This is a genomic window from Mycobacterium sp. SVM_VP21, from assembly GCA_024758765.1.
In the GTDB taxonomy this organism is placed as follows: Bacteria; Actinomycetota; Actinomycetes; order Mycobacteriales; family Mycobacteriaceae; genus Mycobacterium; species Mycobacterium heraklionense_C.
In genome coordinates this window covers 3,149,604-3,175,237 of sequence record CP101406.1, presented here as the reverse complement: position 1 = coordinate 3,175,237, position 25,634 = coordinate 3,149,604, and the positions used below count along the sequence as shown (strand labels likewise).

27 protein-coding genes are annotated in these 25,634 nt (G+C 65.7%); 20 read left to right on the top strand and 7 right to left on the bottom strand.

Annotated features, from left to right (window positions below; genetic code table 11):
- Window positions 1-3 precede the first annotated feature (3 nt).
- The gene (locus NM962_14635; GenBank protein ID UVO11219.1) at window positions 4-519 is read right to left on the bottom strand and encodes a DUF1697 domain-containing protein; all 516 of its coding nucleotides are present in this window, start codon (window positions 517-519) and stop codon (window positions 4-6) included.
- 62 nt (window positions 520-581) lie between these two features.
- Between NM962_14635 and NM962_14630 the strand changes: the two genes are divergently transcribed.
- Complete coding sequence (locus NM962_14630; GenBank protein ID UVO11218.1) at window positions 582-1,025, top strand: PPOX class F420-dependent oxidoreductase; 444 nt, start codon at window positions 582-584, stop codon at window positions 1,023-1,025.
- A 43-nt stretch (window positions 1,026-1,068) separates the two neighbouring features.
- Complete coding sequence (locus tag NM962_14625; protein ID UVO11217.1) at window positions 1,069-1,242, top strand: DUF5302 domain-containing protein; 174 nt, start codon at window positions 1,069-1,071, stop codon at window positions 1,240-1,242.
- On the opposite strand, the gene NM962_14620 is transcribed toward NM962_14625, so the two are convergent.
- Window positions 1,243-1,539: a DUF732 domain-containing protein gene (locus NM962_14620; GenBank protein ID UVO11216.1), complete on the bottom strand. Its 297-nt coding sequence runs from the start codon at window positions 1,537-1,539 to the stop codon at window positions 1,243-1,245.
- A gap of 453 nt (window positions 1,540-1,992) precedes the next feature.
- On the opposite strand from NM962_14620, the gene NM962_14615 reads away from it, so the two are divergent.
- From NM962_14615 to NM962_14595, 5 genes are all read left to right on the top strand, one after another.
- Window positions 1,993-2,658, top strand: coding sequence for a hypothetical protein (locus NM962_14615; protein ID UVO11215.1), 666 nt, complete (start codon window positions 1,993-1,995; stop codon window positions 2,656-2,658).
- A gap of 104 nt (window positions 2,659-2,762) precedes the next feature.
- Complete coding sequence (locus tag NM962_14610; protein UVO11214.1) at window positions 2,763-2,945, top strand: Bro-N domain-containing protein; 183 nt, start codon at window positions 2,763-2,765, stop codon at window positions 2,943-2,945.
- A gap of 49 nt (window positions 2,946-2,994) precedes the next feature.
- Complete coding sequence (locus tag NM962_14605; protein UVO11213.1) at window positions 2,995-3,870, top strand: hypothetical protein; 876 nt, start codon at window positions 2,995-2,997, stop codon at window positions 3,868-3,870.
- A gap of 330 nt (window positions 3,871-4,200) precedes the next feature.
- Window positions 4,201-4,803 carry a Fe-S cluster assembly protein HesB gene (locus NM962_14600; GenBank protein ID UVO11212.1) on the top strand — a complete coding sequence of 201 codons (603 nt, stop codon included), beginning with the start codon at window positions 4,201-4,203 and terminating at the stop codon, window positions 4,801-4,803.
- Window positions 4,800-4,946 (top strand): DUF1059 domain-containing protein, encoded by a 147-nt coding sequence (locus tag NM962_14595; GenBank protein ID UVO11211.1) that lies wholly within the window; start codon window positions 4,800-4,802, stop codon window positions 4,944-4,946. The genes NM962_14600 and NM962_14595 overlap by 4 nt, the downstream gene beginning before the upstream one ends.
- Here the strand turns inward: NM962_14595 and NM962_14590 are convergent.
- Complete coding sequence (locus NM962_14590) at window positions 4,940-5,776, bottom strand: DUF4349 domain-containing protein (GenBank protein UVO11210.1); 837 nt, start codon at window positions 5,774-5,776, stop codon at window positions 4,940-4,942. The genes NM962_14595 and NM962_14590 overlap by 7 nt on opposite strands.
- A gap of 5 nt (window positions 5,777-5,781) precedes the next feature.
- Window positions 5,782-6,771, bottom strand: a complete 990-nt coding sequence (locus tag NM962_14585) for a hypothetical protein (protein UVO11209.1) — start codon at window positions 6,769-6,771, stop codon at window positions 5,782-5,784.
- 183 nt (window positions 6,772-6,954) lie between these two features.
- On the opposite strand from NM962_14585, the gene NM962_14580 reads away from it, so the two are divergent.
- Window positions 6,955-8,256 carry a mannosyltransferase gene (locus tag NM962_14580; protein ID UVO14746.1) on the top strand — a complete coding sequence of 434 codons (1,302 nt, stop codon included), beginning with the start codon at window positions 6,955-6,957 and terminating at the stop codon, window positions 8,254-8,256.
- Here NM962_14580 and NM962_14575 read toward each other — a convergent pair.
- Complete coding sequence (locus tag NM962_14575; protein UVO11208.1) at window positions 8,234-8,518, bottom strand: 4a-hydroxytetrahydrobiopterin dehydratase; 285 nt, start codon at window positions 8,516-8,518, stop codon at window positions 8,234-8,236. The two genes, NM962_14580 and NM962_14575, sit on opposite strands and share 23 nt — an antisense overlap.
- Before the next feature lie 46 nt (window positions 8,519-8,564).
- Complete coding sequence (locus tag NM962_14570; protein ID UVO11207.1) at window positions 8,565-10,322, bottom strand: CocE/NonD family hydrolase; 1,758 nt, start codon at window positions 10,320-10,322, stop codon at window positions 8,565-8,567.
- Between the two features lie 77 nt (window positions 10,323-10,399).
- Between NM962_14570 and NM962_14565 the strand changes: the two genes are divergently transcribed.
- Window positions 10,400-11,014: a TetR family transcriptional regulator gene (locus tag NM962_14565; GenBank protein UVO11206.1), complete on the top strand. Its 615-nt coding sequence runs from the start codon at window positions 10,400-10,402 to the stop codon at window positions 11,012-11,014.
- Between the two features lie 20 nt (window positions 11,015-11,034).
- Here NM962_14565 and NM962_14560 read toward each other — a convergent pair whose 3' ends face one another.
- Complete coding sequence (locus NM962_14560) at window positions 11,035-12,045, bottom strand: amidohydrolase family protein (protein UVO11205.1); 1,011 nt, start codon at window positions 12,043-12,045, stop codon at window positions 11,035-11,037.
- Window positions 12,046-12,108: 63 nt separating this feature from the next.
- Here NM962_14560 and NM962_14555 point away from each other — a divergent pair, with 63 nt between their 5' ends.
- The 11 genes from NM962_14555 (at window position 12,109) to NM962_14505 (ending at window position 25,587) form a co-directional block, all read left to right on the top strand.
- Entirely contained in the window at window positions 12,109-12,516 is a 408-nt protein-coding gene (locus NM962_14555; protein UVO11204.1) for a (deoxy)nucleoside triphosphate pyrophosphohydrolase, read from the top strand.
- 150 nt (window positions 12,517-12,666) lie between these two features.
- Window positions 12,667-16,467: a nitrate reductase subunit alpha gene (locus tag NM962_14550; protein UVO11203.1), complete on the top strand. Its 3,801-nt coding sequence runs from the start codon at window positions 12,667-12,669 to the stop codon at window positions 16,465-16,467.
- 4 nt (window positions 16,468-16,471) lie between these two features.
- Entirely contained in the window at window positions 16,472-18,079 is a 1,608-nt protein-coding gene (gene narH / locus NM962_14545; GenBank protein UVO11202.1) for a nitrate reductase subunit beta, read from the top strand.
- Complete coding sequence (gene narJ, locus NM962_14540; protein ID UVO11201.1) at window positions 18,076-18,744, top strand: nitrate reductase molybdenum cofactor assembly chaperone; 669 nt, start codon at window positions 18,076-18,078, stop codon at window positions 18,742-18,744. The genes narH and narJ overlap by 4 nt, the downstream gene beginning before the upstream one ends.
- Window positions 18,741-19,490 carry a respiratory nitrate reductase subunit gamma gene (gene narI, locus NM962_14535; GenBank protein UVO11200.1) on the top strand — a complete coding sequence of 250 codons (750 nt, stop codon included), beginning with the start codon at window positions 18,741-18,743 and terminating at the stop codon, window positions 19,488-19,490. Before narJ ends, narI begins: the two co-directional genes overlap by 4 nt.
- Window positions 19,487-19,804: a DUF732 domain-containing protein gene (locus NM962_14530; protein UVO11199.1), complete on the top strand. Its 318-nt coding sequence runs from the start codon at window positions 19,487-19,489 to the stop codon at window positions 19,802-19,804. Before narI ends, NM962_14530 begins: the two co-directional genes overlap by 4 nt.
- A gap of 12 nt (window positions 19,805-19,816) precedes the next feature.
- On the top strand, window positions 19,817-20,200 hold the full coding sequence (locus NM962_14525; GenBank protein UVO11198.1) for a RidA family protein: 384 nt from the start codon (window positions 19,817-19,819) through the stop codon (window positions 20,198-20,200).
- A 39-nt stretch (window positions 20,201-20,239) separates the two neighbouring features.
- Entirely contained in the window at window positions 20,240-20,629 is a 390-nt protein-coding gene (locus NM962_14520) for a MarR family transcriptional regulator (protein UVO11197.1), read from the top strand.
- Window positions 20,630-20,680: 51 nt separating this feature from the next.
- The gene (typA, locus tag NM962_14515; GenBank protein ID UVO11196.1) at window positions 20,681-22,564 is read left to right on the top strand and encodes a translational GTPase TypA; all 1,884 of its coding nucleotides are present in this window, start codon (window positions 20,681-20,683) and stop codon (window positions 22,562-22,564) included.
- A gap of 65 nt (window positions 22,565-22,629) precedes the next feature.
- Window positions 22,630-24,543: an ABC transporter family substrate-binding protein gene (locus tag NM962_14510; GenBank protein ID UVO11195.1), complete on the top strand. Its 1,914-nt coding sequence runs from the start codon at window positions 22,630-22,632 to the stop codon at window positions 24,541-24,543.
- 159 nt (window positions 24,544-24,702) lie between these two features.
- Window positions 24,703-25,587: a hypothetical protein gene (locus NM962_14505; GenBank protein ID UVO11194.1), complete on the top strand. Its 885-nt coding sequence runs from the start codon at window positions 24,703-24,705 to the stop codon at window positions 25,585-25,587.
- Window positions 25,588-25,634 lie beyond the last annotated feature (47 nt).

Sequence of the window (25,634 nt, the reverse complement as noted above, 5' to 3'; positions counted from 1 at the left end):
GGCTCAGCGCAGCATTTTGCTCAGAGTGCGCAGGTTGCGGGTGGTGGTGGCGGACTTGTACCGCTTGTTGCCCATCGTCTTGCCCACGGTGCTGGTCAGGGTGTCGCCCTTGGGGATCTGCCAGTAGATCACCCCGTCACCGAGGGTGATCTTCTCGTCGGCATCGGCTGCGAGCTTCGACAGTTCGGTCAGCGCCGCGTGGTCGGCGACGAACGTGACATAGGAGTGCACGTCGGGGACCTCGGGTTCGAAGGGATACGCCGCCACGATGTCGCGCACCGTCTCGACGTCGTAGACCAGCACCCAGGCCTCATAGCCGAAGCGCTCCCGCAACGCCGCCTCGGCGGCGGCGCGCACCTTCGCGGCATCGGCGGGCGAGTCCAGCAGCACGTTGCCGCTGGCCAGCAGCGTGCGGACCTCGGAGAACCCGGCGGCGGTCAGCGTGGCGGCGACCTCGGCCATCTTGAGGTTGACTCCGCCGACGTTCACGCCGCGCAGAAACAGTGCATACCGGGTCATGAGACGACTCCAATCGGTGGAAGAACGATGGCAATAACCCGACGCGTCGGTAGGCTTCGATCATGGGACGCCAGGTATTCGACGACAAGTTGCTTGCCTTGATCAGCGGGAACTCGCTCGGCGTCTTAGCCACGCTCAAGAAAGACGGGCGCCCGCAGCTGTCGAACGTGCGGTACTACTTCGATCCGCGGTCGCTGGTGGTGCAGGTGTCGGTCACCGAGCCGCGAGCCAAGACCCGCAATCTGCGCCGCGATCCCAGGGCGTCGCTGCTGGTCGATTCCGACGACGGCTGGTCCTATGCCGTCGCCGAGGGGGATGCCCAGCTGACGCCGCCGGCCGCCGCGCCCGATGATGACACCGTCGAGTCTCTGATTGCGTTGTACCGCAACATCGCTGGGGAGCATCCGGACTGGGACGAGTACCGCCAGGCGATGGTGACCGACCGTCGTGTGCTGTTGACGCTGCCCATCCAGCACCTCTACGGCATGCCGCCGGGCGTGCGCTGAACATCTGCCACCGCCAGACCATGCGCTGGGCTAGGCTCCCGGTATGCCCGAATCAGAGTCCGCCGCAGACGAGAACAAGCGCAAGTTCCGGGAGGCGCTGGAGCGTAAGAAGGCGAAGTCGGCGGGTGGCTCCGACCACAAGGACGGCGGTGCCAAGCAATCACGCTCGCACGGGCCGTTGGAGAGCCGCCGGGAATTCCGCCGCAAGAGCGGGTAGCTACTGCACCGGGCAGGCGTACTTGCGTGCCACGTCCATCGCCCGCTGGTTCGCGCCAGGCCCGACGACCCCCTGCGCGGCGAGTTCCCACCCGATATAGCCCGGAAGTCCGCCTTCGCATGCCTGGTGGGCCAGGCGCCAGGCAGTGTCGGGGTTCAAGTTGAACCCGTTGCGTTCCAGGCCTTCCATGTAGGTGTCGAATTCCGGGGTGCCCTGTTCTGGTACGGCGCTGGCTGTGGCGGCCAGGGCAACCGCGGAAACCGCCGCTGCAATCAGTGCTGCCGCTACACGTCTCATGGTCCTTCTCCTGGAGATACGTCTGCTCGTGGTGTCGCTACACGGTTGCACACTCCACCGATACCGACCAACGGAACTATTTAGTTGGCCGGGGTGGAGCAATCGCGGGTTTGATCCGTCAGGCAGGGCTATGAATCCGGATTGTCCTATTTCAACAGCTAACCGTACGACTACATGGCTGCACCGAGCCACCACCTGGCCAATCGGCAACGACTGACCGGTGATGAACGGAGCAGAGTTATTCGCTGCAGGCTTGGCTCTGGCGAATGTCCGCACGCGAAGGCAAGGAGGTGCCGTCTCGCATGCAAGAATGCCTGCATGAATGCATGCGGGTCAAATGGATGGAGCGTAGTAGCATCGGCAGGGTCCAATTCAGCTTTCGCTGGCATACTTGCGGGCTTCCTTTTTACGGGTGCTGTTTATTTATTCTCAGAGCCGAGGAAGCACTCTCCGGTGATCGCCCTGTTCTTGGCCAGCTTTCTCGTTCTCGGCTTCGATAGTTACCTATTCAGTCGAGTTAGTGGTATTTCAATACCGGAAAATGCCGACTCTAGGGTTGTCAGTTTTCTCTGTCACGGTGTTTGGATGGAGGGGATGGCCGCGAGTGGGATGCTGGCAACTGGCGCGGCAGCGCTGATAGTGGGGCTGGGGTATCTCCTGGTCGCCCACGACAGCAGGGCGCCTTACCTGCAAGGTCTCGCGATATTGTCAGGACTTGGTGTGCTGCTGGGGGCGCCTTTGCTTTTGTTGTTCACGTCATTCGATTTTTACGAGTCGATATTTGATAAGCCGAATTGGGTGATCATCTATTGCGTAAGCGGCGGTGCTGCTGCACTTACAGCGATTGCAGGTATCATGTCCTTTAGGTGGTCGCACAAATATAATTCAGGAGACAAGAACAACTTGAAACTAGTAACGAGTGCATCCTACGCTATTGTCGTATACGCGATATTGGGGCCAGCTTTTGCCGCGATTGTCATGCGCCTTCCAGACAGCGTGGTTATTGATCCGCACCCGGCTCTGTGGATCTTGACTACCTTCATCTCGGTCGTTATCCCGGCCTGCATCGTTGTCGGACTCGCTGGGGGAATTGCCGATACGGACGTTGACCCACTATGACGTTGAGCCGTGATTCGTTGCCAAGGTTGTGCGCGACGTGCTTGGGGTAGGGGCGCAGCACCTAGCAAGGGATCTAGACAACGAACGAGCAAAGGGTCTTCGATTTGAAGGCCCCTGGAGGGGCTCAGCAGGTCAAGACGGTCACCGAGCCTGGCCTGTATTCGCTGATCCTGCGAAGCCGCAAGCCCGAAGCGAAGCGGTTCAAGAAGCGGATCGCCTTGGAGGTGCTGCCCGCGATACGCATCGCCTTGGAGGTGCTGCCCGCGATACGCAAGGCCGGAGGCTAATTGGGAGTCTGAACCGAGGAATCTCGCACAAAGCCCGCCTCCTTTAGGCATGATCGAGGCTATGACACCTTCTCCTTGGTTGGCGATTACTTGCTCCGCACTTTCGTTGGTTACATCGGTCGCCGCGTTCTACGTTGCCTATCAGCGAGGAAAGTACTCCCTGACAATTACAAGCGAGACGACCGCGGTGACTATTAATGGAAAAGATCAAGAGGTTATTGCCGTAGAGGCATTGAACGATGGTGGCGTGCCAGCCCAAGTGACGAACGTGATTCTCGCAGATGCGAATAACTCGGGCACTGCAAATCGGTTGAGTATGGGATCGCCGGTTCCAGTTTCGCTTGCGGCAAATGGTGGATCTGGGATTTGGTACTTTGATCACATAGAATTTCGGCGTAGACTGCCTAATCTTCTTTCAGACACGCCACTTAAGTTAAAGGCATATATTGCGGTGGGATCTAAGACACATCCGCAACGGCGGGCACTCCTCTTGCCTGCAAAAGGGGGGCCCGTTTCGACAAAGAGGCTGCCTATTAGGGACCGTATCCGAGAGCTATGGCAAGGATTAATAGCGCCGCAGGTAAGTGTCCAAGAAATTAAATCCCCAGACTCCGAAACTATTTCTAGCATGGAATATAGTCTGTTGATTCAGACGATTGACAAAGGGTGGTTGGATATGTACGGTGGGGCCACCCTGGCACTTTTTGTTGTGACCCCGGATGGAGAATTAGAGCGAGTTGAAGATATAACTCCGATCGCCGTCTCATTTGGTTTCTTTAGAAGAATGAAACAAGTCAAAGTGCCAATTATTGACGATTCAAGCGCCAAATTGGGTGATCGTTTTCGTTGGGTACTGCGCAGCGATAAGGGCCGAATCTTGGGTGGTACGGCAGCGCGAACTCTTTCCGAAGTGAACTCAACCTAAGGCCCGCCGTCGACTAGAGAAAGTGTCGGCGTTCACGAGTACGGCCCGTACTCGGTTCGGCAGGGCTGGAACACGTGATCCAGCCCTGGCCGGCACACCACCGCTCCACGGTGTGAAGTCGTCGAGCGTCCGCGAGCAGACGACACCCCATATCGAAGGCAGGAGCCACCTGCCGGTCTGTTCGGGGGATGCCTGCGACGGGGCGGCGCAACCACGCAGTGTGGCTCCCGCGGTCGCCGTCAAGAACTTGATGATCGCCGTCGGCAACCTAGAGTTGAGTGTCGACATGGCTCGCTCGCCTAAGTGGTGCGCTCTATCGAGAGGTGGCTGGTGACTCCCAAACTCTGCCTCGTTCAAGACCCCGAGGCTGACGAGCTTCTCTCGGGAGATCCGTTCGCGCTGCTGGTCGGTATGTTGCTCGATCAGCAGATTCCAATGGAAGTCGCGTTCGCCGGCCCGAAGAAGCTCGCTGACCGGATGGGCGGTCTGGACCCGCACGATATTGCCGCGCGCGATCCGGACGAATTCGCTGCGCTGTTCGCTGAAAAGCCTGCGGTGCACCGGTTTCCGGGTTCGATGGCGGGCCGTGTCCAAGCCCTGGCCAAGGCGGTGGTCGATCAGTACGGCGGCGACACGACCGCATTGTGGTCGGTCGGTGAGCCCGATGGCGCCGAGGTGTTGAAGCGCCTCAAGGCACTGCCCGGCTACGGCGAGCAGAAGGCCCGGATCTTTCTGGCTCTGCTCGGCAAGCAATACGGCGTGACCCCGTCGGGATGGCGGGAGGCTGCCGGGGCATACGGTGAGGCCGGAACACACCTGTCGATCGCCGACGTCGTGGACGCGTCGTCGCTGCAGCAGGTGCGGTCCACGAAGAAAGCCCAGAAACTGGCTGCGAAGCAGGCCCGAGAGAGTAAGGGAAAGGCGGCGACGTGAAAACTCACCTGAACTGTCCGTGTGGCGAGGCGATGACGGGCAAAGACGAGGACGAATTGGTCGTGGTGGTGCAGAAGCACCTCGCCGATGTGCACCCCGGTATGGAGTACGACCGCGACGCCATCTTGTTCATGGCCTACTGACGCCGCCGTCGGGTCCTGCGGCGCAGGACCACGACGACGCCCGCGATCACCACGATCACCGGCAGCCAGGGCAGTAGGAAACCCGTGATCGAGATCAGGCCGTGGGTGAACGACAGCAGGGCGTGCCAGCCGTGGCGAACCGACGCGACGAATCCGGGGGAGGTCGACTCGAACTCGGAGGCCAGTGAAACGGTGAGCGTCGCGTAGCTGATTTGGTCGCCGAGCTGGGTGCGTTGGGCCCGCAGGCTGTCCAGGTCGGCCTGCCGCGACGCCAGCTCCTTCTCGGCCTGCAGCAGATCGGTTGTGGTGGAGGCGGACTTCATCAGCGCGGTCAATCGGTCCACCGACGCCTGCAACGCGGCGACCCGCGCATCGAGGTCGACACGCTGTCCGGTGACGTCGTCGTGCCGCAACGCGATCGACGAGACATCCCCCAGTTGCTTTGCGTCGTCGAGGAATTCATCGACCTTTGGTGACGGGATGCGCACGGTCAGCTCGGCGGTGCGGGACTGACCCGGTGCCGTGCTTTCGGTGCGGTCATCGACGCGGCCGTCGAGCCGGGTGGTCAGGTCCATGAGTCGGTCGACCGATACGCCGACGTCGGTCACCGCGATATTGAGGCTGCCGGTAGTCACGATGTCTCGCTGCAGGTCCTTTTGCAGCGGCTGAGTTGGCGGGCTCATCGGCGCGGGCGCGGAGTCCGCGGCGCCGGCGTACGACGAGCGTTCCGCTGGCGGCCGTCCCCCCGCGCAACCGGTGATCGCCAGGAGCAAAATCGCAGCCAAGCCGATCAAGAGCGTCCACGGTGCCGAGGTGCGGGGGACGGTCATGGCCGTCAGGGCACCACTGTCGAGCCGATGGTGGGCAGGAAGTTGCACTGGTGGTCCTTGGTGCTGACCTGGCCGAAGATGGTCGACATGACGCTGCCCGAGCCGGTGTCGACGATCGCGGTCAGCGTCGTCGGCCCCTCGGGGTTGATGTCGGTGCGCGGCTGCAGGGTGGCGCTGCCGGACTTACCGGTGGTCAGGTTCACCCACGTGACGTTCAGCGGTAGCTTCTGCGTCTCGGCCGGGCCCGGCGTCCCCATCGCGGTGAACACGTAGGCGGTCTGGCCGGGCTTGGGGCCGGGGGTCGGAATCGTGGCCGGGCCGGCCACCGAGAGCGCGGTAGCGATGACGGTGCCGCCGTCGGCCTGGCAGTTCTGGCCGATGGACGGGTACATGAAGTCCTGGGTCGGTGGGGCGTCCGGGCCGAAGCCGGGGGTGGCCGCCGTCGCCGCGTCGGGTGCCGCGACGGTCGAGGCGGCTTCGGGAGCTGCCGGGGCCGCGTCGGGCAGGGCTTCGGCGGGCGCGGGCAGGGCTTCGGGTGCGTTGATGTCGGCCTGCGGCGCCGGGCCCACCGACTTGGCCGGGTCGATGCCGCTGGGCAGGTGGGCCACCATTCCGGGTTCCGAGCCGGCCGTCGGTACGTGATTGCTCGGCAGGGCCTCGGGCGGCGACTGCACGAACTGCGCCACCGAGTCGGCCACCTGCCGCGAGCTAGCGGGCGTGTTGGAGTTTCCGGTGAATGCGGCGGCCGCGGCCATCAGCAGCGAGGTCGCCCCGGCGGGGTCGGCAGCGGCCTGCTGGATCACCGGGCTCAACTGCTCAATGGCGGGCAGTCCAGGAAATCCCGCGGTCGGCAGCGGCAGTGCCGGCATGGCCGGGTCGGCCGTGGCCACCCCGCCGACGGCGCCGAGGACCAGCACGGCCGATGATCCGGCTGCGACGGCCGCTTTGGCGGCGGTGGCAGGTGTGCTGGTGATCAGCGTCCGGAGGCGCGACATGACTTCCCCAATCGTCGGCAATGGCTTGCTGAAAACTGAAGCTAGCCTGTTGCTGGTGAGGCTCAAGTGACACGTGTGTCATTTATGGAACCGTTACGGACCCGAACCGCGACGGTGATCTGGCGGCCGTTCGCTAGAGTCGTGCCGGTAGACACCACCCTCGACACCCAGCCTGCGCGTTCGCTGACGAATCGCCTGACTGCGTGGGCTCCAGTGCTGCTGACGATCAGCATCGCGGCGCGACTGGCCTGGACCTACCTCACCCCGCACGGCGCCAACTTCGTCGACCTGCACGTCTACATCAGCGGTGCGGCCGCGCTGGCCCAGCCCGGCGCGCTGTATGACTACGTCTACGCCGACCAGACCCCGGACTTCCCGCTGCCGTTCACCTACCCGCCGTTCGCGGCGGTGGTGTTCTACCCGCTGCATTTCCTGCCGTTCGGGCTGGTCGCGTTCGGCTGGCAGATCGGCACGATGGCCGCGCTGTATGGCGTGGTGCGGCTGTGCCAGCGCCTCCTCGGCGGATCGGCCACCGCCGGACGCCGGATTGATGCGGCGGTCCCAGCTTCGCCTCTCCTTCGTCGAGCCTCGCTGAACCGCTCGGCTGATGCGGCGGTTCCAGCTTCGGCTCTCCTTCGTCGAGCCTCGCTGAACCGCCGGGTCGCCATGCTGTGGACGGCGGCCGGGATCTGGACCGAGCCGTTGCGCAGCACCTTCGACTACGGCCAGATCAACGTGATCCTGGTGCTGGCGGTGCTGTATGCGGTCCACAGCCGGCGGTGGTGGGTGTCGGGGCTGTTGATCGGGCTGGCCGCCGGAGTGAAGCTGACCCCGGCGATCGCCGGGGTCTATCTGGCCGGGGCGCGGCGCTGGGCCGCCGCGGTGTTCTCGGCCGTCGTCTTCGCCGGAACCATCGCCGTGTCGGTCTGGGTCACCGGCGATCAGGCCCGCCGTTACTTCACCGAACTCCTCGGTGACGCCCATCGGGTCGGCCCAATCGGAACGTCGTTCAACCAGTCCTGGCGGGGCGGGATCTCCCGCATCCTGGGACACGACGCCGGCTACAGCGCACCGGTGCTGATCGCGATCGCTGTCACCGCCGTCCTGGCGGTGCTGGCCTGGCGGGCGCTGAACAGCGGCCCCGCCGGGCCCGACCCGCTGGGATCGCTGCTGGTGGTCGAGCTGTTCGGTCTGCTGGCGTCACCGATCTCCTGGACCCATCACTGGGTGTGGCTGCTGCCGCTGATGATCTGGCTGTTCTACGGGCCCTGCTCGGATCGCCGCGGCGCCCGGGTGCTGGGCTGGGGCTGGCTGGCACTCTCCCTCATCGGGGTGCCGTGGCTGCTGAGCTTCTTCCAGCCGACTATCTGGCAGGACGGCCGGCCCTGGTACCTGGCCTGGGCCGGGCTGGTCTACATAGTCGGCGCGGTGCTGACTTTGGCCTGGATGGCGACCACCCGGGTCAGGTCGCCAGAATCCGGTTGATCTCGCCCGCCATCGCCACATCCTTGTCGGTGATCCCGCCTTCGGAGTGCGTCACCAGAGCGAACGTCACCGTGCGCCAACGGATGTCGATATCGGGATGGTGATCCGCCGCTTCGGCACGTTCGGCCACCCGCCGCACCGCGTCGATCCCGGCCAGAAACGAGCCGAACTTGACCGAACGCCGCAGCGCCCCGTCGGCCCGCTCCCAACCGTCGAGGGAGGTCAGCGCGGCGTCGATCTGATCATCGGTGAGTAGAGCCATAATTGGGGGTTTATACCCGGTGCAGGCCGTCGTCAACCACCGCCCGTCATGAATGCGCTGTCGCCGACTTGATCGGCAGTTGCAGATACGAGGCCCGGGCACCCCCGGTATGGATGATGTGTTGTCCGCTGTTGCGCGGGACGTATTCGCGCAATCCCGGCATCCAGGTGCCGAACGGGTCCCGTGCGCTGATGACAAGTCGAAGCTGCTCGCCGGGGTGGAACACCAAACCGATGGGCAGCAGGTCGATTTCGACGTCGACGACCTCGCCGGGGGCCAGCTTCTCGACCCGGTCGAAGCTGTGCTCGGGGACTTCGTCGGTCGACAGTGTCTCGTCCAGGTGCCGCATCGAGACGCGCAGCCGGCCGCTGGAGCCTTTGTACCGCAGAATCGACGCTCCCCGCTCGGTGACATCGTGAACCATCGCGCTCTGGTTGGGCACGGTGAACGCCTGCAGCGGCGTGCCCTGCGCATTCAGTTTCTGGACGACGACGAACAGGTCCATGTCGTCGGCGCCCTGGGTCTCGACCCACAGCCGCGCCGTGGGGTAGCCGACCATCGTGGTCTCCTCGTCGAAGGCGACGATGAAAGAGACCAAATTCGCCGTGGCGTGCGTGTCGTAGGCCGCCGTCGCCGCCTCCGCGGGCGCCTCCGTGCCCAGCGTTCGGGAGCGGGCGTCGAGGTAGTACTTGGTGTAGGTCACCTCCGGTGGCGGAAACCGGTCGGCGGGCACATCGACCTGGTCCCCGCCTTCCAGATCGAGAACGGCATACCGGACCCGCGGAGTCTGCTCCCAGCCGTTGTCCTCACCCTTGAGAAAGTGATCGAAGAACCGGCGCAGATCCTCCCGGTTGGTCTCGTCGTAGTAGTCGGGCCACTCCTGGCTGTTGTGGATACGCAGCCACTTGTCCTTGGACCCGATCCGCCGCCAGGCCCGGAAGGTGCCTGCCGTGTGCAGCGTGTTGGAGTAGCTGGCCACGATGTAGGCCGGCACGGTGATCCGGTCGAAGCGCGGGATCTTGTTCTGCCACAGCTCGTTCACCAAGGGGTATCGGGCCGCCTCGGTGAGGATGTCCTCCTTGCGGTTCTTGCCCCAGAAGCTGTTGTCCTGGAGCTGTCTGGCGAAACCGGTGTCGGGCATACCGCCGTGCATCACGAGATCGCGGTAGACGTCGCTGACTCCCTCCCACGGGTTGATCGCGTTCAGGTGCGGCGGTTGTTCGGCGGCGGTGAACCACTGCGCGACCGCGAGATAGGAGGTGCCGCTCATGGCGACTTTGCCGGTGCACCATTCTTGTGCGGCCAGCCACTCGATCAGATCATGGCAATCCTGACCCTCCTGGCGGTCCCACAAGACGCTGTCGCCCTCCGAGTCGGACACGCCGCGAACATCCGGATTGCAGATCGCGTATCCGTGGGCGCACCAGTACGCCGGGTCGGGTCCCTCGAACTTGTGCAGACCCGACACGATCGCGTTGTCCAGACCGACCAGCCCGAACACCCCCATCGCGGCCGGTGCGCTGCCCTCAGCCTTGCCGTACGGGCTCCACGCCACGATGACCGGAACCTTCTCGGTGCCTACCGGCCGCAGCACATCGACGTAGATCGTCACGCCGTCACGCAGGGTTACCGGTACGTCCTTGTCGAGCACGATGTCGACCGGCAAGTCCCGAAACGGCGGCGCCAGTCGAAAACCTGCCGGCAGCGTCCGCGTGCCGGGATCGAACCCGCTGAGCACCCCGTACCGGTCGCCGCCCGGCTCCAACGGGTGAGACGCCGTGAACACCTTCTCCACCTGAGCCATGTCCCGATCGTAGGAGCCGGCCGACATAAAATCAACATGCGTTGAGATAGGTCTGGGTCGACGGTATCGTCAGGTCCGTGAACAGCAAGCCGGCGTCCGGGCCGCGCCGCGGGCGTCGGCCAGGTCCGAGTGGGACGCGACAAGCCATCCTCGACGCGGCGCGGTCCCGGTTCGCCGGCGACGGTTTCGCCGCGACGACGATCAGGCGGATCGCCGCCGATGCCGGGGTCGATGCGTCGCTGGTGATGCAGTTCTTCGGGTCCAAGAACGAGCTGTTTGGGGCTGTCATGTCGATCTCGCCGCAGGCGTTGGCACGGTTGAGCACCGCGTTCGACGGGCCGGACGAAGGCCTCGGCGAACGAGTGGTCCGTGCCCATCTCGGTGTGTGGGAGGGTGCCGCGGAGGATTCGGAGCCGCTGATGGCGATGCTGCGTGGCGCGATCGTCAACGACCAAGCCGGGGCGCAGCTGCGCGAATTCATCCAGGCACGCATCCTTGAGGGAATCAGCTCGCGACCCGGAAACAACGACGCTGCCGCCGACCTCAGGGTCGCACTGGCAGCGGCAATGCTGGTCGGCATCGTCGTCGGGCGGCGCATCGTCGGCGTCCCAGTGCTGGCCGACGCCGACGTCGAGACATTGGTCGCGCTGGTGGCTCCGGCGATTCAAAGCGTGCTGACGATTTGTGACTAGCCGCGGAAAAACTCGTCGAGCTAGACCTGGGCTAAGCCGGGCATGATCTTCTCGGCATTGCCGTGACCGATGGCATCTCGCTGCTCGTCGGTGAGGTCGGCTTGCTCGAGGAACTCCGTCACGTTGTCGCGGACGACGTACGGGAAGTCTTCGGAGTAGATGATCCGGTCGGCACCGAGTTCGGCGACGATGAAGTTCAGCTGGTTCTGGCTGTACATGCCGGACGGTGTCGCCCAAACCTGCTCGCGGTAATACGCACTCACCGGGCGGGCGAGGCGGCCGCCGGCCCAGCTGATCGCTTCGTCGAGCCGGTCGAGCCACCCAGCTACGAACTCACCCCAGTGGCCGCTGAGTAGCTTCAGGCTGGGATGGCGATCCAGTGCACCCGACAAGATCAACCGCAGAATGTGGATACCCGCCTCGGCGTGCCAGCCGAACGCCGGGCCGGAGAACAGGAAATGCAGCGCGGCGGGCCACTTCCCGGCGTAGTAGGCCCGCGATACCGGGTCTTCCGGTACACCCGGGTGGACGTAGATGGGCAGGTCAACTGTCTCGGCCGCGGCGAGGACTACGTCGAAACGTTCATCGTCGAGGAACCGCCCACCGCACGTTCCGGCGACGAGGGCTCCGACGAAGCCCAGTTCGTTGACGCAGCGCTTCAATTCATCGGCCGCCGCGACGGGATTGTGCAGCGGCAGGGTCGCGAACCCCCGGAACCGAGTGGGATGCTCCGCAATCTGCACAGCGAGCGAGTCGTTGACCCGCCTGCACAGCTCCACGGCCTCGGGATGATCGAGAGTGCCGGGACTGTTGGCGCCGTGCGAGACGACCTGCACGTCGATGCCGACCCGGTCCATGTGCGCCAGTCGGTTTCCGCTCAACCGCTCGGCCGAGTCCCGGTCTGGCATGAAGTTCACCAGGAAGGCTCCGAATCCCTCGTCGGGGACGACGGGGCCCGGACCTGCGAGTTCCAAGACCCGAGCGACAGCCTCCGGATGATGAAAATGCTCTTCGACGGTGACGATTCGCAACGGAAATCCTTTCTCCTCGCACGACGATAGTTATCCGATGCCGATCACGTACCGTCCTAGAGCGTGTCCCCCCAGATCGTCGTCGCCGGCGCCGTCCTCGCCGAATCGGCGGGCGCGCGCACGGTGCTGATCGCGCAGCGGCGCCGCCCGCCGGAGTTGGCCGGTCGCTGGGAACTGCCCGGTGGCAAGGTCATGGCCGGTGAGAGTGAATCGGCCGCGTTGGCCCGCGAACTCGGCGAAGAACTGGGCCTGGACGCCGACGCCATCACGGTGGGGGAGCGCCTCGGCGCTGACGTGGTGCTGAACCCGGACATGACCTTGCGTGCCTACCTGGTCAGCCTGACGAACGGCGAGCCCCATCCCCATGATCATCAAGCGCTCCGTTGGGTGACGGCTGTGCAACTGGCCGACGTTGACTGGGTACCTGCTGATCGAGCTTGGCTGCCGGACCTGGCTGAGGCACTCTGGTGAAAAGGCTCTGTTAAATCTTGCTGACGGATTTGCTCGTCGAGCGATATATCCCGCTACGCTGGTGTTTCGGGCCTGACATGGCGTGCGGCGGTGGCTCCGGCCTGTAGCTAATCCGTCGGAGCGCGGCGACCCGCGAAGGAGAATCCCGAGATGACACGCGCAGCACGACCGCCCACCACCGGGTTCCTACGGAGGTCCCGGCTTCCCCTCGACTCCGCCGGCCCGGGGGCCGACTCCGGCGAGACTCGCCGAACCACCGGAATCGGTGGCCCGCTCGAGGAACTGCTGGAACGCAGTGGCCGGTTCTTCACCCCGGGCCAGATCTCCCCGGACCTGCGCACCGTCACTCGCCGGGGCGGGCGTGAGGCCGACATCTTCTACCGGGACCGCTGGAGCCACGACAAGGTGGTGCGATCCACCCACGGGGTCAACTGCACCGGGTCGTGTTCCTGGAAGATCTTCGTCAAGGACGGCATCATCACCTGGGAGAACCAGGCCACCGACTACCCCTCGGTGGGCCCGGACCGTCCCGAATACGAGCCGCGCGGATGCCCGCGCGGCGCCTCGTTCTCCTGGTACTCCTATTCACCGACCCGGGTGCGCTATCCCTACGCCCGCGGGGTGCTGGTGGAGATGTTCCGGGAGGCCAAGGCGCGCCTGGGCGACCCGGTGCTGGCCTGGGCCGACATCCAGGCCGACCCCGAGCGTCGCCGGCGCTACCAGCAGGCCCGCGGCATGGGCGGGTTGGTCCGGGTGAGCTGGGCCGAAGCCACCGAGATGATCGCTGCCGCCCACGTGCACACCATCAAGACCTACGGTCCGGACCGGGTCGCCGGGTTCTCCCCGATTCCGGCGATGTCGATGGTGTCGTTCGCCGCCGGGTCACGCTTCATCCAGATGCTCGGCGGGGTGATGACCTCCTTCTACGACTGGTACGCCGACCTGCCGGTCGCCTCACCCCAGGTTTTCGGCGACCAGACCGACGTCCCGGAATCCGGGGACTGGTGGGACGCGGCCTACCTGATGATGTGGGGCTCCAATGTCCCGATCACCCGCACGCCCGACGCGCACTGGATGGCCGAGGTGCGCTACCGCGGCACCAAGGTGGTCACCGTCAGCCCGGACTACGCCGACAACACCAAGTTCGCCGACGAGTGGATGCCGTGTGCCGCCGGTACCGACGGTGCACTGGCAATGGCGATGGGCCACGTCATCCTCACCGAGTGCTACGTCAAGCAGGAAGTGCCGTTCTTCACCGACTACGTGCGCCGCTACACCGACCTGCCGTTCCTGATCAAGCTGGAGGAGCGCGACGGCCGACTGGTGCCGGGGAAGAACCTGACCGCAGCCGACCTGGGCGGGGATCTTGCGGATGTCGAAAACGCCGCGTTCAAGCCCGCCCTGCTGGATGAGGCCACCGACAGTGTTGTGGTGCCGCACGGGTCGCTCGGCTTCCGCTGGGGCGACGACGGCATGGGCAAGTGGAACCTGGACCTGGGCGAGCTGCGGCCGGCGTTAACCGTCAAGAACCCGAAGTTCCTCAACGGCGATCAGCCCGCCGCACTGGTCTCACTGCCCGGCTTTGACACCGTGACCGGCCACGGCACCGTCGTCGAGCGCGGGGTGCCGGTGCGACAGGTCGGCGAGCACCTGGTCTGCACGGTGTTCGACCTGATGCTGGCCAACTACTCGGTGCGCCGGCCTTGGCTGCCCGGTGAATGGCCAACCGGCTACGACGACGACACGCAGGTCAACACCCCGGCGTGGCAGGAGTCGATCACCGGAGTCGCGGCCTCGCAGGCGATTCGGATCGCACGCGAATTCGCCCGCAACGCAGAAGAATCCGGCGGCCGGTCCATGATCATCATGGGCAGCGGAATCTGCCAGTGGTTCCACGGCGACGCCACCTACCGAGCGGTGCTCGCGCTGCTGATGCTCACCGGCTCGATGGGACGCAACGGCGGCGGCTGGGCGCACTACGTCGGCCAGGAGAAGGTGCGCCCGCTGACCGGATGGCAGACGATGGCCGCCGGCAACGACTGGTCGCGGCCGCCGCGTCAGGTGCCGGGCACCTCCTACTGGTATGCCCACACCGACCAGTGGCGCTACGACGCCTACGGGGCGGAAAAGCTGACCACTCCGCTCGGGCGCGGCCGATTCGACGGCCGCCACACCATGGACATCCTGGCGTCGGCCACCGCGATGGGCTGGAGTCCGTTCTATCCGCAGTTCGACCGCTCCAGCCTGGATGTTGCCGATGAGGCCGACACCGCCGGCCGGGACGCGGGGGAGTACGTCGCCGAGCAACTCGCCGCCGGTGACCTGAAGCTGTCGGTCACCGATCCGGACAACCCGGTGAACTGGCCGCGCGTGCTCACAGTCTGGCGGGCCAACCTCATCGGCGCTTCCGGCAAGGGCGGGGAGTACTTCCTCAAGCACCTGCTGGGCACCGACGCCAGCGTGATCGGCGAGCCCCCGGCCGGCGGGGCGAAGCCGGCCGATGTGCGCTGGGACCGCGACATTCCCGAGGGCAAGCTCGACCTGCTGATGTCGATCGACTTCCGGATGACCTCGACCACACTGATGTCCGACGTCGTGCTACCGGCGGCCACCTGGTACGAGAAGGCCGACCTGTCGTCGACCGACATGCATCCCTATGTGCACTCGTTCAGTGCGGCGATCGACCCGCCCTGGGAGACCCGCAGTGACTACGACGCGTTCGGCGCGATCGCCCGGACGTTCAGCCGGCTGGCCCGCAAACACCTCGGCGTCCGCAATGACGTGGTGCTCACCGCGATGCAGCACGACACCGCCGATGCCATGGCCTATCCCGATGGAACCGAACGCGATTGGCTGCGCACCGGCGAGACACCGGTTCCGGGCAGAACGATGCCCAAAGTGACCGTGGTGCAGCGCGATTACACCGCGATCCACGACAAATGGCAGTCTCTCGGCCCGCTGGTGGACTCCTTGGGGCTGACCACGAAGGGCTGGACGGTGTTCCCGCACGAAGAGGTCGAGGACCTGGCCGACAGATTCGGGGTGATGACGTCGGGTGCCGGGGCCGGTCGCCCCGCACTGACCACCGCGACGCGGATGGCCGAGACCGTGCTGGCGTTGTCGGGCACCACCAACGGCCGGATCGCCACGGAGGGTTTCCGGGAACTGGAGAAGCGCACCGGACGGCGGCTGGCGCAGCTGTCGGAAGGCAGCGAGGAGAAGCGGATCACCTACGCCGACACTCAGGCTCGCCCGGTGCCCGTGATCACCAGCCCGGAGTGGTCCGGCAGCGAGACCGGGGGACGGCGCTACGCCCCGTTCACGATCAACATCGAGTGCCTCAAGCCGTTCCACACGCTGACCGGACGGATGCACTTCTACCTCGCCCACGACTGGATCGAGGAGCTCGGCGAGCACATGCCGGTGTACCGTCCGCCGCTGGACATGGCGCGGCTGTTCGACGCCCCCGAACTCGGTGAGGTCGGCGACGGCATCGGAATCACCGTGCGGTACCTGACCCCGCACTCAAAGTGGTCGTTCCACTCCACCTACCAGGACAACCTCTACATGCTGTCGCTGTCGCGCGGTGGCCCCACCATGTGGATGAGCCCGGGAGATGCCGCGAAAATCGGTGTGAAAGACAACGATTGGATCGAAGCCGTCAACGTCAACGGTATTTTCGTCGGCCGCGCGATCGTCAGTCAGCGGATGCCGGACGGGGTGGTGTTCGTCTACCACGTCCAGGAACGCACCGTTGACACGCCGCGTGCCGAGACCAACAACAAGCGTGGCGGCACGCACAACTCGTTGACCCGGATCCGGGTCAAGCCCAGCCACTTGGCCGGCGGCTACGGCCAACACGCGTTCGCATTCAACTACCTGGGGCCGACCGGCAACCAGCGCGACGAGGTGACGGTGGTGCGGCGACGCAGCCAGGACGTGAGGTACTGAAGCGATGAAAGTAATGGCGCAGATGGCCATGGTGATGAACCTGGACAAATGCATTGGGTGCCATACCTGCTCGGTGACCTGCAAGCAGGCCTGGACCAACCGCGAGGGCACCGAGTACGTCTGGTTCAACAATGTCGAAACCCGGCCCGGCGGCGGATACCCGCGGACCTACGAAGACCAGAGCCGCTGGAAGGGCGGTTGGACGCTGGACAAGAAGGGTCGGCTGCGTCTGCTGGCCGGCGGGCGCCTGCACAAGCTGCTGAACATCTTCGCCAACCCCAACCTGCCTGGCTTGAAGGACTACTACGAGCCGTGGACCTACGACTACGAGAACCTGACCGCTGCGCCGCTGGGCGACACCATTCCGGTTGCGGCGCCGAAGAGTTCGATCACCGGCGAACCGATGAAGATCGAGTGGGGGCCCAACTGGGACGACAATCTCGCTGGGGCACCGGAGACCCTGGTCAACGACCCGATCCTGGCGAAGGTCAGTGACCAGGTCAAAAGCGAGTTCGAAGAGACCTTCATGTTCTACCTGCCGCGGATCTGTGAGCACTGCCTGAATCCGTCGTGCGTGGCGTCGTGCCCGACCGGGGCCATCTACAAGCGTGAAGAAGACGGCATCGTGCTGGTCGACCAGGACCGCTGTCGTGGTTGGCGGCTGTGCGTGTCGGGATGTCCGTACAAGAAGGTGTACTTCAACCACAAGACCGGCAAGGCCGAGAAATGCCATTTCTGTTACCCGCGTATCGAAGTCGGCTTGCCAACGGTGTGCTCGGAGACCTGCGTGGGCCGGCTGCGCTACATCGGCCTGGTGCTCTACGACGCCGACAAGGTGCTTGAGGCGGCTTCGATCGACAATGACACCGACTTGTACGAGGCGCAGTGCGGGGTGTTCCTGGACCCGACCGACCCGCAGGTGATCGCGGGCGCACGCGCCGAGGGGATCTCGGATGCTTGGATTGAGGCCGCGCAGCGTTCGCCGATCTACGCGCTGATCAACACCTACAAGGTGGCGTTGCCGCTGCATCCGGAGTACCGGACCATGCCGATGGTCTGGTACATCCCGCCGCTGTCTCCGGTGGTCGATGCCGTCAGCCGGGACGGGCACGACGGCGAAGACCTGGGCAACCTATTCGGGGCGCTTTCCGCGCTGCGTATCCCGATGGCCTATCTCGCCGAGCTGTTCACCGCCGGCGACACCGGCGTGATCGAGGATGTGTTGCGTCGGCTGGCGGCGATGCGCTCCTACATGCGCGACATCAGCCTGGGCCGCGAGACCCAGCCGCACATACCCGCCTCGGTCGGTATGACCGAGGAACAGATGTACAACATGTACCGCCTGCTCGCGATCGCGAAATACGAAGAGCGTTATGTGATTCCCACCGCCTACAGCCAGCAGGCACACGACCTCGAACACCTGGGTTGCTCGATCACCGGCGGACCGCAGGGGTATGAGGAGGATCCTTTTGTGGGCGCGGATGACGTCGCGAAGACGTCGTTCCATCTGGTCGAGAACGGGCACGCGCAGCGGCCGCGGGGCCGGACCAACCTGCTCAACTGGGGTGGCGGCGAGCGGGCCGTGCCGGAGATGTTCCCGGAGCATCAGTGAAGCGATTCATTCACTCCCTGCGACGCCCGCCCGGTGGGCCCGCCGACCGGGCGGTGTGGCAGGCGGCGTCGCTGCTGCTGTCCTACCCCGACGAGCAACTGCCCCAGCGGCTCGACACCGTCGAGGCACTGCTCGCCCACGCCGACGCGCCGGCGGCGAATCTGTTGCGGCGCACGGTCGCCGCGCTGCGCGCAGCTGACCAGATGACCGCCGCCGTCGACTACGTCGAAACCTTCGACATGCGGCGGCGCTCGACGATGTTTCTGACCTACTGGACCGGTGGTGACACCCGCAACCGTGGGATGCAGATGCTGGCCTTCGCCACCGCCTACCGCGAGGCCGGCGCCGAGCCGCCGGTGGGCGAGGCCCCCGACCACCTGCCGGTGGTTCTGGAGTTCGCCGCGACGGTGGACCCGCAGGCCGGACGTCGGCTGCTGCTGGCGCACCGCACGCCGATCGATGTCCTGCACCGTGCGTTGAGCGAGGCGGGGTCGCCGTATGCCTTCGCCGTGGGCGCAGTCTGCGAGACGCTCCCGGCGGCAACCGATCAGGAGGTGCAGGACGTGAGTCAGCTGATGGCATCCGGGCCGCCGGCGGAAGCCGTTGGGCTTCAACCTTTCACGGCAGCCGTTTCGCTCGGGATGCCGACGGTGCCGACCCGATGACCGACGTCACCCTGATCAGCCCCGCGGAGCTGTGGTGGGACATCGTGCCGTACTTCGTGCTGGCCGTCGCGGGCGTCGCCACCTGGTGGCGATACAAGTACGACAAGTTCGGGTGGACCACCCGCTCGTCGCAGCTATATGAGTCCAAGCTGCTGCGGATCGGCAGCCCGATGTTCCACTTCGGCAGCTTCGTGGTGATCGCGGGGCACATCATGGGGCTCTTCGTCCCGGAGTCGTGGACCGAAGCGCTGGGCATGAGCGATCGGCTCTATCACCTACAGGCGCTGATCCTGGGCCTGCCCGCCGGCATCGCCACCCTGATCGGGGTCGGACTGCTGATCTACCGGCGTCGGACCGAGCGCTCGGTGTTCAAGGCCACCAGTGTCAGCGACAAGCTGATGTATGCGGTGCTGGTGTGCGCGCTGGTGGTCGGGATGAGCTGCACCCTGATGGGCACCACCGCGTACGGCGAGGCGCATGACTACCGGCAGACGGTCTCGGTCTGGTTCCGGTCGATCTTTACGCTCGATCCGCGGGGCGATCTGATGCTGCAGGCGCCGCTGTATTTCCAGGTTCACGTCATGATTGCGTTGACTTTGTTCGCGCTGTGGCCGTTCACTCGTCTGGTGCACGCATTTAGCGCGCCGATCGGGTATCTGTTTCGGCCGTACATCGTCTACCGCAGCCGCGACGTCGCTAGGAGGAATCAGCCGATGGGTTCACGACCGCAACGGAGGGGCTGGTGAGATTCCGCGCGGCGCTGCTCGGCGCGCTCGGCTGTGTCTGCTTCGCGGCGCCGGCGCAGGCCGATCCGTCCGAAACCGACACCACTTTCCTGGTGTCCTTGCGGGCGGCCGGCATCACCTACAACAACGCTGACCAGGCCATCATCACCGCGAAACTGGTGTGCGGTTTGATCGCCGAGGGCAAACCGAGCCCGGACGTCTTGGAGGGTCTCAAGGCCCGTAACCCCGGCCTGACGACCGAGCACGGAACCCAGTTCGTGGGGATCGCCGCCCAGTTGTACTGCCCCGATCAGCTGGTGCGCAACGGCACCTAGGACGGAGCAACCATGAAGGTCGTGATTCCCGAGTGGATGAAGCCGATCTACGCCAACTTTCACTACGCGCCGGCCGTCATCGTCGGAGATCAGCTGCGCTGCTCGGGCATGATCGGCATCCGGCCTGACCTGTCGGTGCCGGAGGACCCCACTGAGCAGATCACCCTGGCGTTCGACAATCTGCGCGGTCTGCTCGGCGAGGTGGGGCTCACCTTCGCCGACGTCACGGAGATGACCACCTACCACGTTGGTCTCACCGCTCAAATGGAGAATTTCATCGCGGTCAAGGACACTTACGTGTCCGCCCCCTATCCCGCGTGGACAGCCGTCGGGATCTCCGAACTGGCCATCCCGGGGGCGGTAGTTGAAATCCGGATCACCGCACAGCTGAGCTGACCTGCGCACGCCGGCGGGGCTCGGCATAAAGTTACAGACGTGCCACTGCCTGACGACGTCTATTCGCGACTGCTTGCGTTCCGCACGCGGTTGCGGCGCTTCGAGCGGTGGAGCGCCGACCAGGCGCAAGCGGCTGGACTCACCCCCGCGCAGCACCAGTTGTTGTTGGCGGTGCGCGGCCACGGTGACTCGCGGGGGCCGACGGTCGGCGACATCGCGGATTATCTGCTGTTGCGCCACCACAGTGCGGGAGAACTGATCCAGCGCGCCGAAGCGGCCGGCCTGGTCACCCGGGTCCGCGACGCCGGCGACCAGCGGGTGATCCGGCTTCAGCTGACCGAGACGGCGGCGCAGTGCCTGCAATCGCTGACCGAACTGCACGTCAAGGAACTCGAGAGGTTCTCCGCCGAGTCGCCCTTCGGGTTGTGACGTGGCTTTCACGTTTTCGCGATTGACAGGGTGCGCTGGCAGAATCGCCCGGTGAACTTTCGTAACGTCGCCATCGTCGCGCACGTAGACCACGGCAAGACGACTCTGGTCGACGCCATGCTCCGCCAGTCGGGCGCCCTGCAGGAACGCGGTGAGGCGCAAGAGCGCGTCATGGACTCCGGGGATCTGGAGCGGGAAAAGGGCATCACGATCCTGGCCAAGAACACGGCCGTGCACCGCCACCACGCCGATGGAACCGTCACCGTCATCAACGTGATCGACACCCCGGGCCACGCCGACTTCGGCGGCGAGGTGGAGCGCGGGCTGTCCATGGTCGACGGCGTGGTCCTGCTGGTCGACGCGTCCGAGGGGCCGCTGCCGCAGACCCGGTTCGTGCTGCGCAAGGCGCTGGCCGCGCACCTGCCGGTGATCTTGGTGGTCAACAAGACCGACCGGCCCGATGCCCGCATTGCCGAGGTGGTCGACGCGAGCCACGACCTGCTGCTCGACGTAGCCAGCGACCTCGACGACGAGGCGCAGGCCGCCGCCGAGCACGCCCTGGGATTGCCCACGCTGTACGCCTCCGGACGGGCTGGCGTGGCCAGCACCACCGCGCCCGCCGACGGTCAGATCCCGGACGGCGAGAATCTGGACCCGCTGTTCGACGTGCTGCTCGAGCACGTACCGGCGCCGTCGGGTGACCCGGAGGCGCCGTTGCAGGCGTTGGTGACCAACCTCGACGCATCGCCGTTCCTGGGCCGGCTCGCGCTGATCCGGGTCTACAACGGTCGCATCCGCAAGGGCCAGCAGGTCGCCTGGATGCGGGAGGTCGACGGGGAACCGGTGACCACCACGGCCAAGATCACCGAGCTGCTGGTCACCGAGGGTGTTGAGCGCACCGCGACGGAGGAAGCGGCGGCCGGAGATATCGTGGCGGTCGCCGGCATTCCCGACATCATGATCGGTGACACCCTGGCCGATCTGGCCTCTCCGGTCGCGCTGCCGCGCATCACCGTCGACGAGCCGGCGATCTCGGTGACGATCGGCACCAACACCTCGCCGCTGGCGGGCAAGGTCTCCGGCCACAAGCTGACCGCCCGCATGGTGAAGACCCGCCTGGACACCGAGCTGATCGGCAACGTCTCGGTCCGGGTGGTCGACATCGGCCGGCCGGACGCCTGGGAGGTGCAGGGCCGTGGCGAGCTGGCGCTGGCCATCCTGGTCGAGCAGATGCGCCGGGAGGGCTTCGAGCTGACCGTCGGCAAGCCGCAAGTGGTGACGCGCAAGGTCGACGGCAAGGTGCACGAGCCGTTCGAACATCTCACTGTCGACTGCCCCGAGGAATACGTCGGCGCCATCACCCAGCTGGCGGCGGCACGTAAGGGCCGGATGACCGAGATGGCCAACCACACCACCGGCTGGGTGCGGATGGAGTTCATCATCCCCAGCCGTGGCCTGATCGGTTGGCGCACAGACTTTCTCACCGAAACACGCGGCACCGGCATCGCCAATGCGGTGTTCGAGGGCTACCAGCCGTGGGCCGGTGAGATCCGCGCCCGCCACACCGGGTCACTGGTCTCCGACCGGGCCGGGTCCATCACCCCGTTCGCCCTGATCCAGTTGGCCGACCGCGGGCAGTTCTTCGTCGAGCCGGGCCAGGACACCTACCAAGGCATGGTGGTGGGGATCAATCCTCGGGCCGAAGACCTCGACATCAATGTCACCAAAGAGAAGAAGCTCACCAACATGCGGTCGTCGACGGCCGATGTGATGGAGACGCTGGCCCGTCCGATCGAGCTCGATCTGGAGCAGGCGATGGAGTTCTGCGCCGCCGACGAGTGCGTCGAGGTCACCCCCGAGGTGGTGCGGGTCCGCAAGGTCGAACTGGACTCGACGCTGCGGGCGCGGGCGCGTTCGCGAGCCAAGAACCTCTAGATTTGGGCGCGGTTCTGCCCGCGAGGCGACGGTTTTCGCGCCGAAATCACCGCCCGGATACCCTGGTGGCCGTGCCGAGACCAGCCCGCCGCGCCCATGTCACGGCGGGGGCACTGGTTTCGGCAACGATGCTGGTACTGACGCAGGCGATGTCGGGGTGCACGGTGAACCCGCCGCCGGCGCCGCAGAGCACCGAGACGCCGAAGAGCGCAGCGCCGCCGCCTCCGCGAATCAGCCAGATCATCATGGGCATCGATTCCATCGGGGCCGGCTTCAATCCCCACCTGCGTTCGGACCTGTCGGCGGTCACCGCGGCGATCAGCGCGCTGGTGCTGCCCAGCGCGTTTCGGCCCGTCCCGGACTCCAGTACGCCTACCGGCTCGCGGTGGGAGATGGACCCGACGCTGTTGGTGTCGGCCACCGTGACTTCCGAGGCGCCGTTCACCGTCACCTACCGGATCCGGCCCGAGGCGTCCTGGACCGACAACGCGCCGATCGCCGCCGACGACTTCTGGTACCTGTGGCAGCAGATGGTCACCCAGCCCGGCGTCGTCGACCCGGCGGGCTATGACCTGATCACCGGTGTGCATTCCGTCGAAGGCGGCAAGCAGGTGGTGGTCACTTTCGCCAAGCCTTACCCGGCGTGGCGGGAACTGTTCAACAACATCGTTCCGGCGCACATCGTCAAGGACGTGCCGGGCGGATTCCCAGCAGGCCTGGCCCGGGCCCTGCCGGTCACCGGTGGTCAGTTCCGGGTGGAGAACATCGACCCGCAGCGCGACGCGATCTTGCTCGCCCGCAACGACCGCTACTGGGGCCCGCCGGCCAAGCCGGACCTGGTCTTGTTCCGCCGCGCCGGGTCAGCGGCGGCGCTGGCCGACTCGATCCGCAACGGGGACACCCAGGTGGCTCAGGTGCACGGCGGCTCGGCGGCGTTCGCGCAGCTGTCGGTGATCCCCGGGGTACAGACCACCCGGGTGGTCACGCCCCGAATCATGCAGCTCGCGCTGCGGGCAGCGGAACCCAAGTTGGCCGATGTGCGGGTTCGCCGCGCCATTCTGGGACTGCTCGACGTCGGCCTGCTGGCCACGGTGGGCGCCGGCAGCGACAACACCGTCACCTTGGACCAGGCCCAGATCCGCACTCCCAGCGACCCCGGCTATGTGCCGACCGCACCGCCGGCGATGACCGAATCGGCCGCGCTGGCGCTGTTGCAAGCGGCCGGCTACCGAGTCGAAAAGGATGCGCCGCCGTCCGCGCTGGTTCCCCCGGCCGGCTCCGCCACCGGTGTGCCACACCCGCCGGAGATCACCCGGGGGCGGATCAGCAAGGGCGGGGAACAGCTGTCGCTGGTCATCGGGGTGGCGGCCAACGACCCGACCTCGCAGGCCGTGGCCAACACCGCTGCCGACCAATTGCGCAACGTCGGTGTAGCCGCCACGGTCCTGGCGCTGGACCCGGTGAAGCTCTACCGGGAAGCCCTGGTCACCCACCAGGTCGATGCGATCGTCGGCTGGCAGCAGGCCGGCGGCGACCTGGCGACGCTGCTGGCTTCGCGCTACGGCTGCGGTGCCTTGGCACCCACGACCGTGCCCGCCTCGGTCAGCCCGGTGCCGGGGCCACCGGCGACTCCGGCCTCGCAGTTGCCGACGCCCGCGCCGGCACCGGCCACCACTACCTCGAAGATTCCACCCCGCTACGCCGCGCCCGGGGCGCTGATACAGGCTCCGTCGAACATCACCGGCGTCTGCGACCATGCCATCCAGGGCGAGATCGATGCGGCCATCGATGGCAGCAAGTCCATCGGCGACGTGATCGCCTCCGTTGAACCCCGGCTCTGGAATATGGCGACGGTGCTGCCGATCCTGCAGGACACCACGATCGTGGCCGTCGGTCCGAGCGTGACCAACGTCAGCCTGACCGGGGCGGTACCGGTGGGCATCGTCGGCGAGGCCGGAAACTGGGTCAAGTTGCCCTAGCCGTGTACCCCAGGCGTTAGGCTTGCCCAGGCTGGTGGTCCACGGGGGAGCAACAGGTGGACGCTAGCGGGAATCGGCATTAACGGAGTCTTGCGCACAGGCAATTCTTGGGTAGGATTAAGCAAACCTGCGCTGGACTCGTCGGAGGGGGATTTGTCAATGGAACACCTCGCTCACCGCTGCGCCACCGTCGCGGCCGCAGCTCTTGGCGTCGGAAGTCTGGTCGCAGTGCTGACGTCGATGACCCCGGCCTTGCCGGACGTACAAATCCGCGACGTCGACCTGGCTGCGGCAAACGTCGACGTGAGCCCGGGCCTGGACGTCATCGAAAATCACGTCCGGCCGGACATCGTCGGCGCCGGCGGCGACGCCCAGGAGATCAACCTAGGGTCTCTGCTCTTCGGAAGCGGTGACGGCGCCTACGGAGTCGGCTCGACGTTCCACGGGGGCGAGCTGGATGAGAGCGCGTTGAACGAGCTGACCGGGGGCAGCTTCGACCCGCAGAATCTGCCGCTCGGGTTGCCTGCTTTCATACCGGACTTGGGTGGGTCGGAGATCCCGGGTGCCGGAGCGTTCAGCGGCGGAGCAGGACAGGTTGCCAACATTGCTGCGGCCGATGTGGCAACCGGCATCGGTCTCATCCTGCAGGCGATCCCGGACGCGCAGCAGGCGATGAACTCCGCCATCATCACGATGGAGGCGGAGTTCAACAGTGCGCTTGTCGCAGCGCAGCAGGCCGCCGCCGAGCGGCTGTTCAGCGACAACCCCGAATTCAACGACGCCGTGAACTGGATTTTCAGCGTCAACAACACGGTGCTGGCGCAGAATGAGGCCGCGTTCAACGAGCTGTTTGGGATCAGCTTCAATACCCAAGAGAGCCTGCTCGGCCACTTCGATCCGGCGATCCTGGACACCGACTGGACCACCCTGCTTGGGTTCGGTCCAGACGAGTTCAACGAGGTCGTCAACGCGATTCAGGGTGACAACCTTGCGCTGCTGTTGGGCAGCATCGACTGGGATGGACTGTTCGGCGGTCTGTTCTGATCGGTGTGCGGGCCGCTGAACCATTCGGCGTGCGGCGGTAGGGTTTT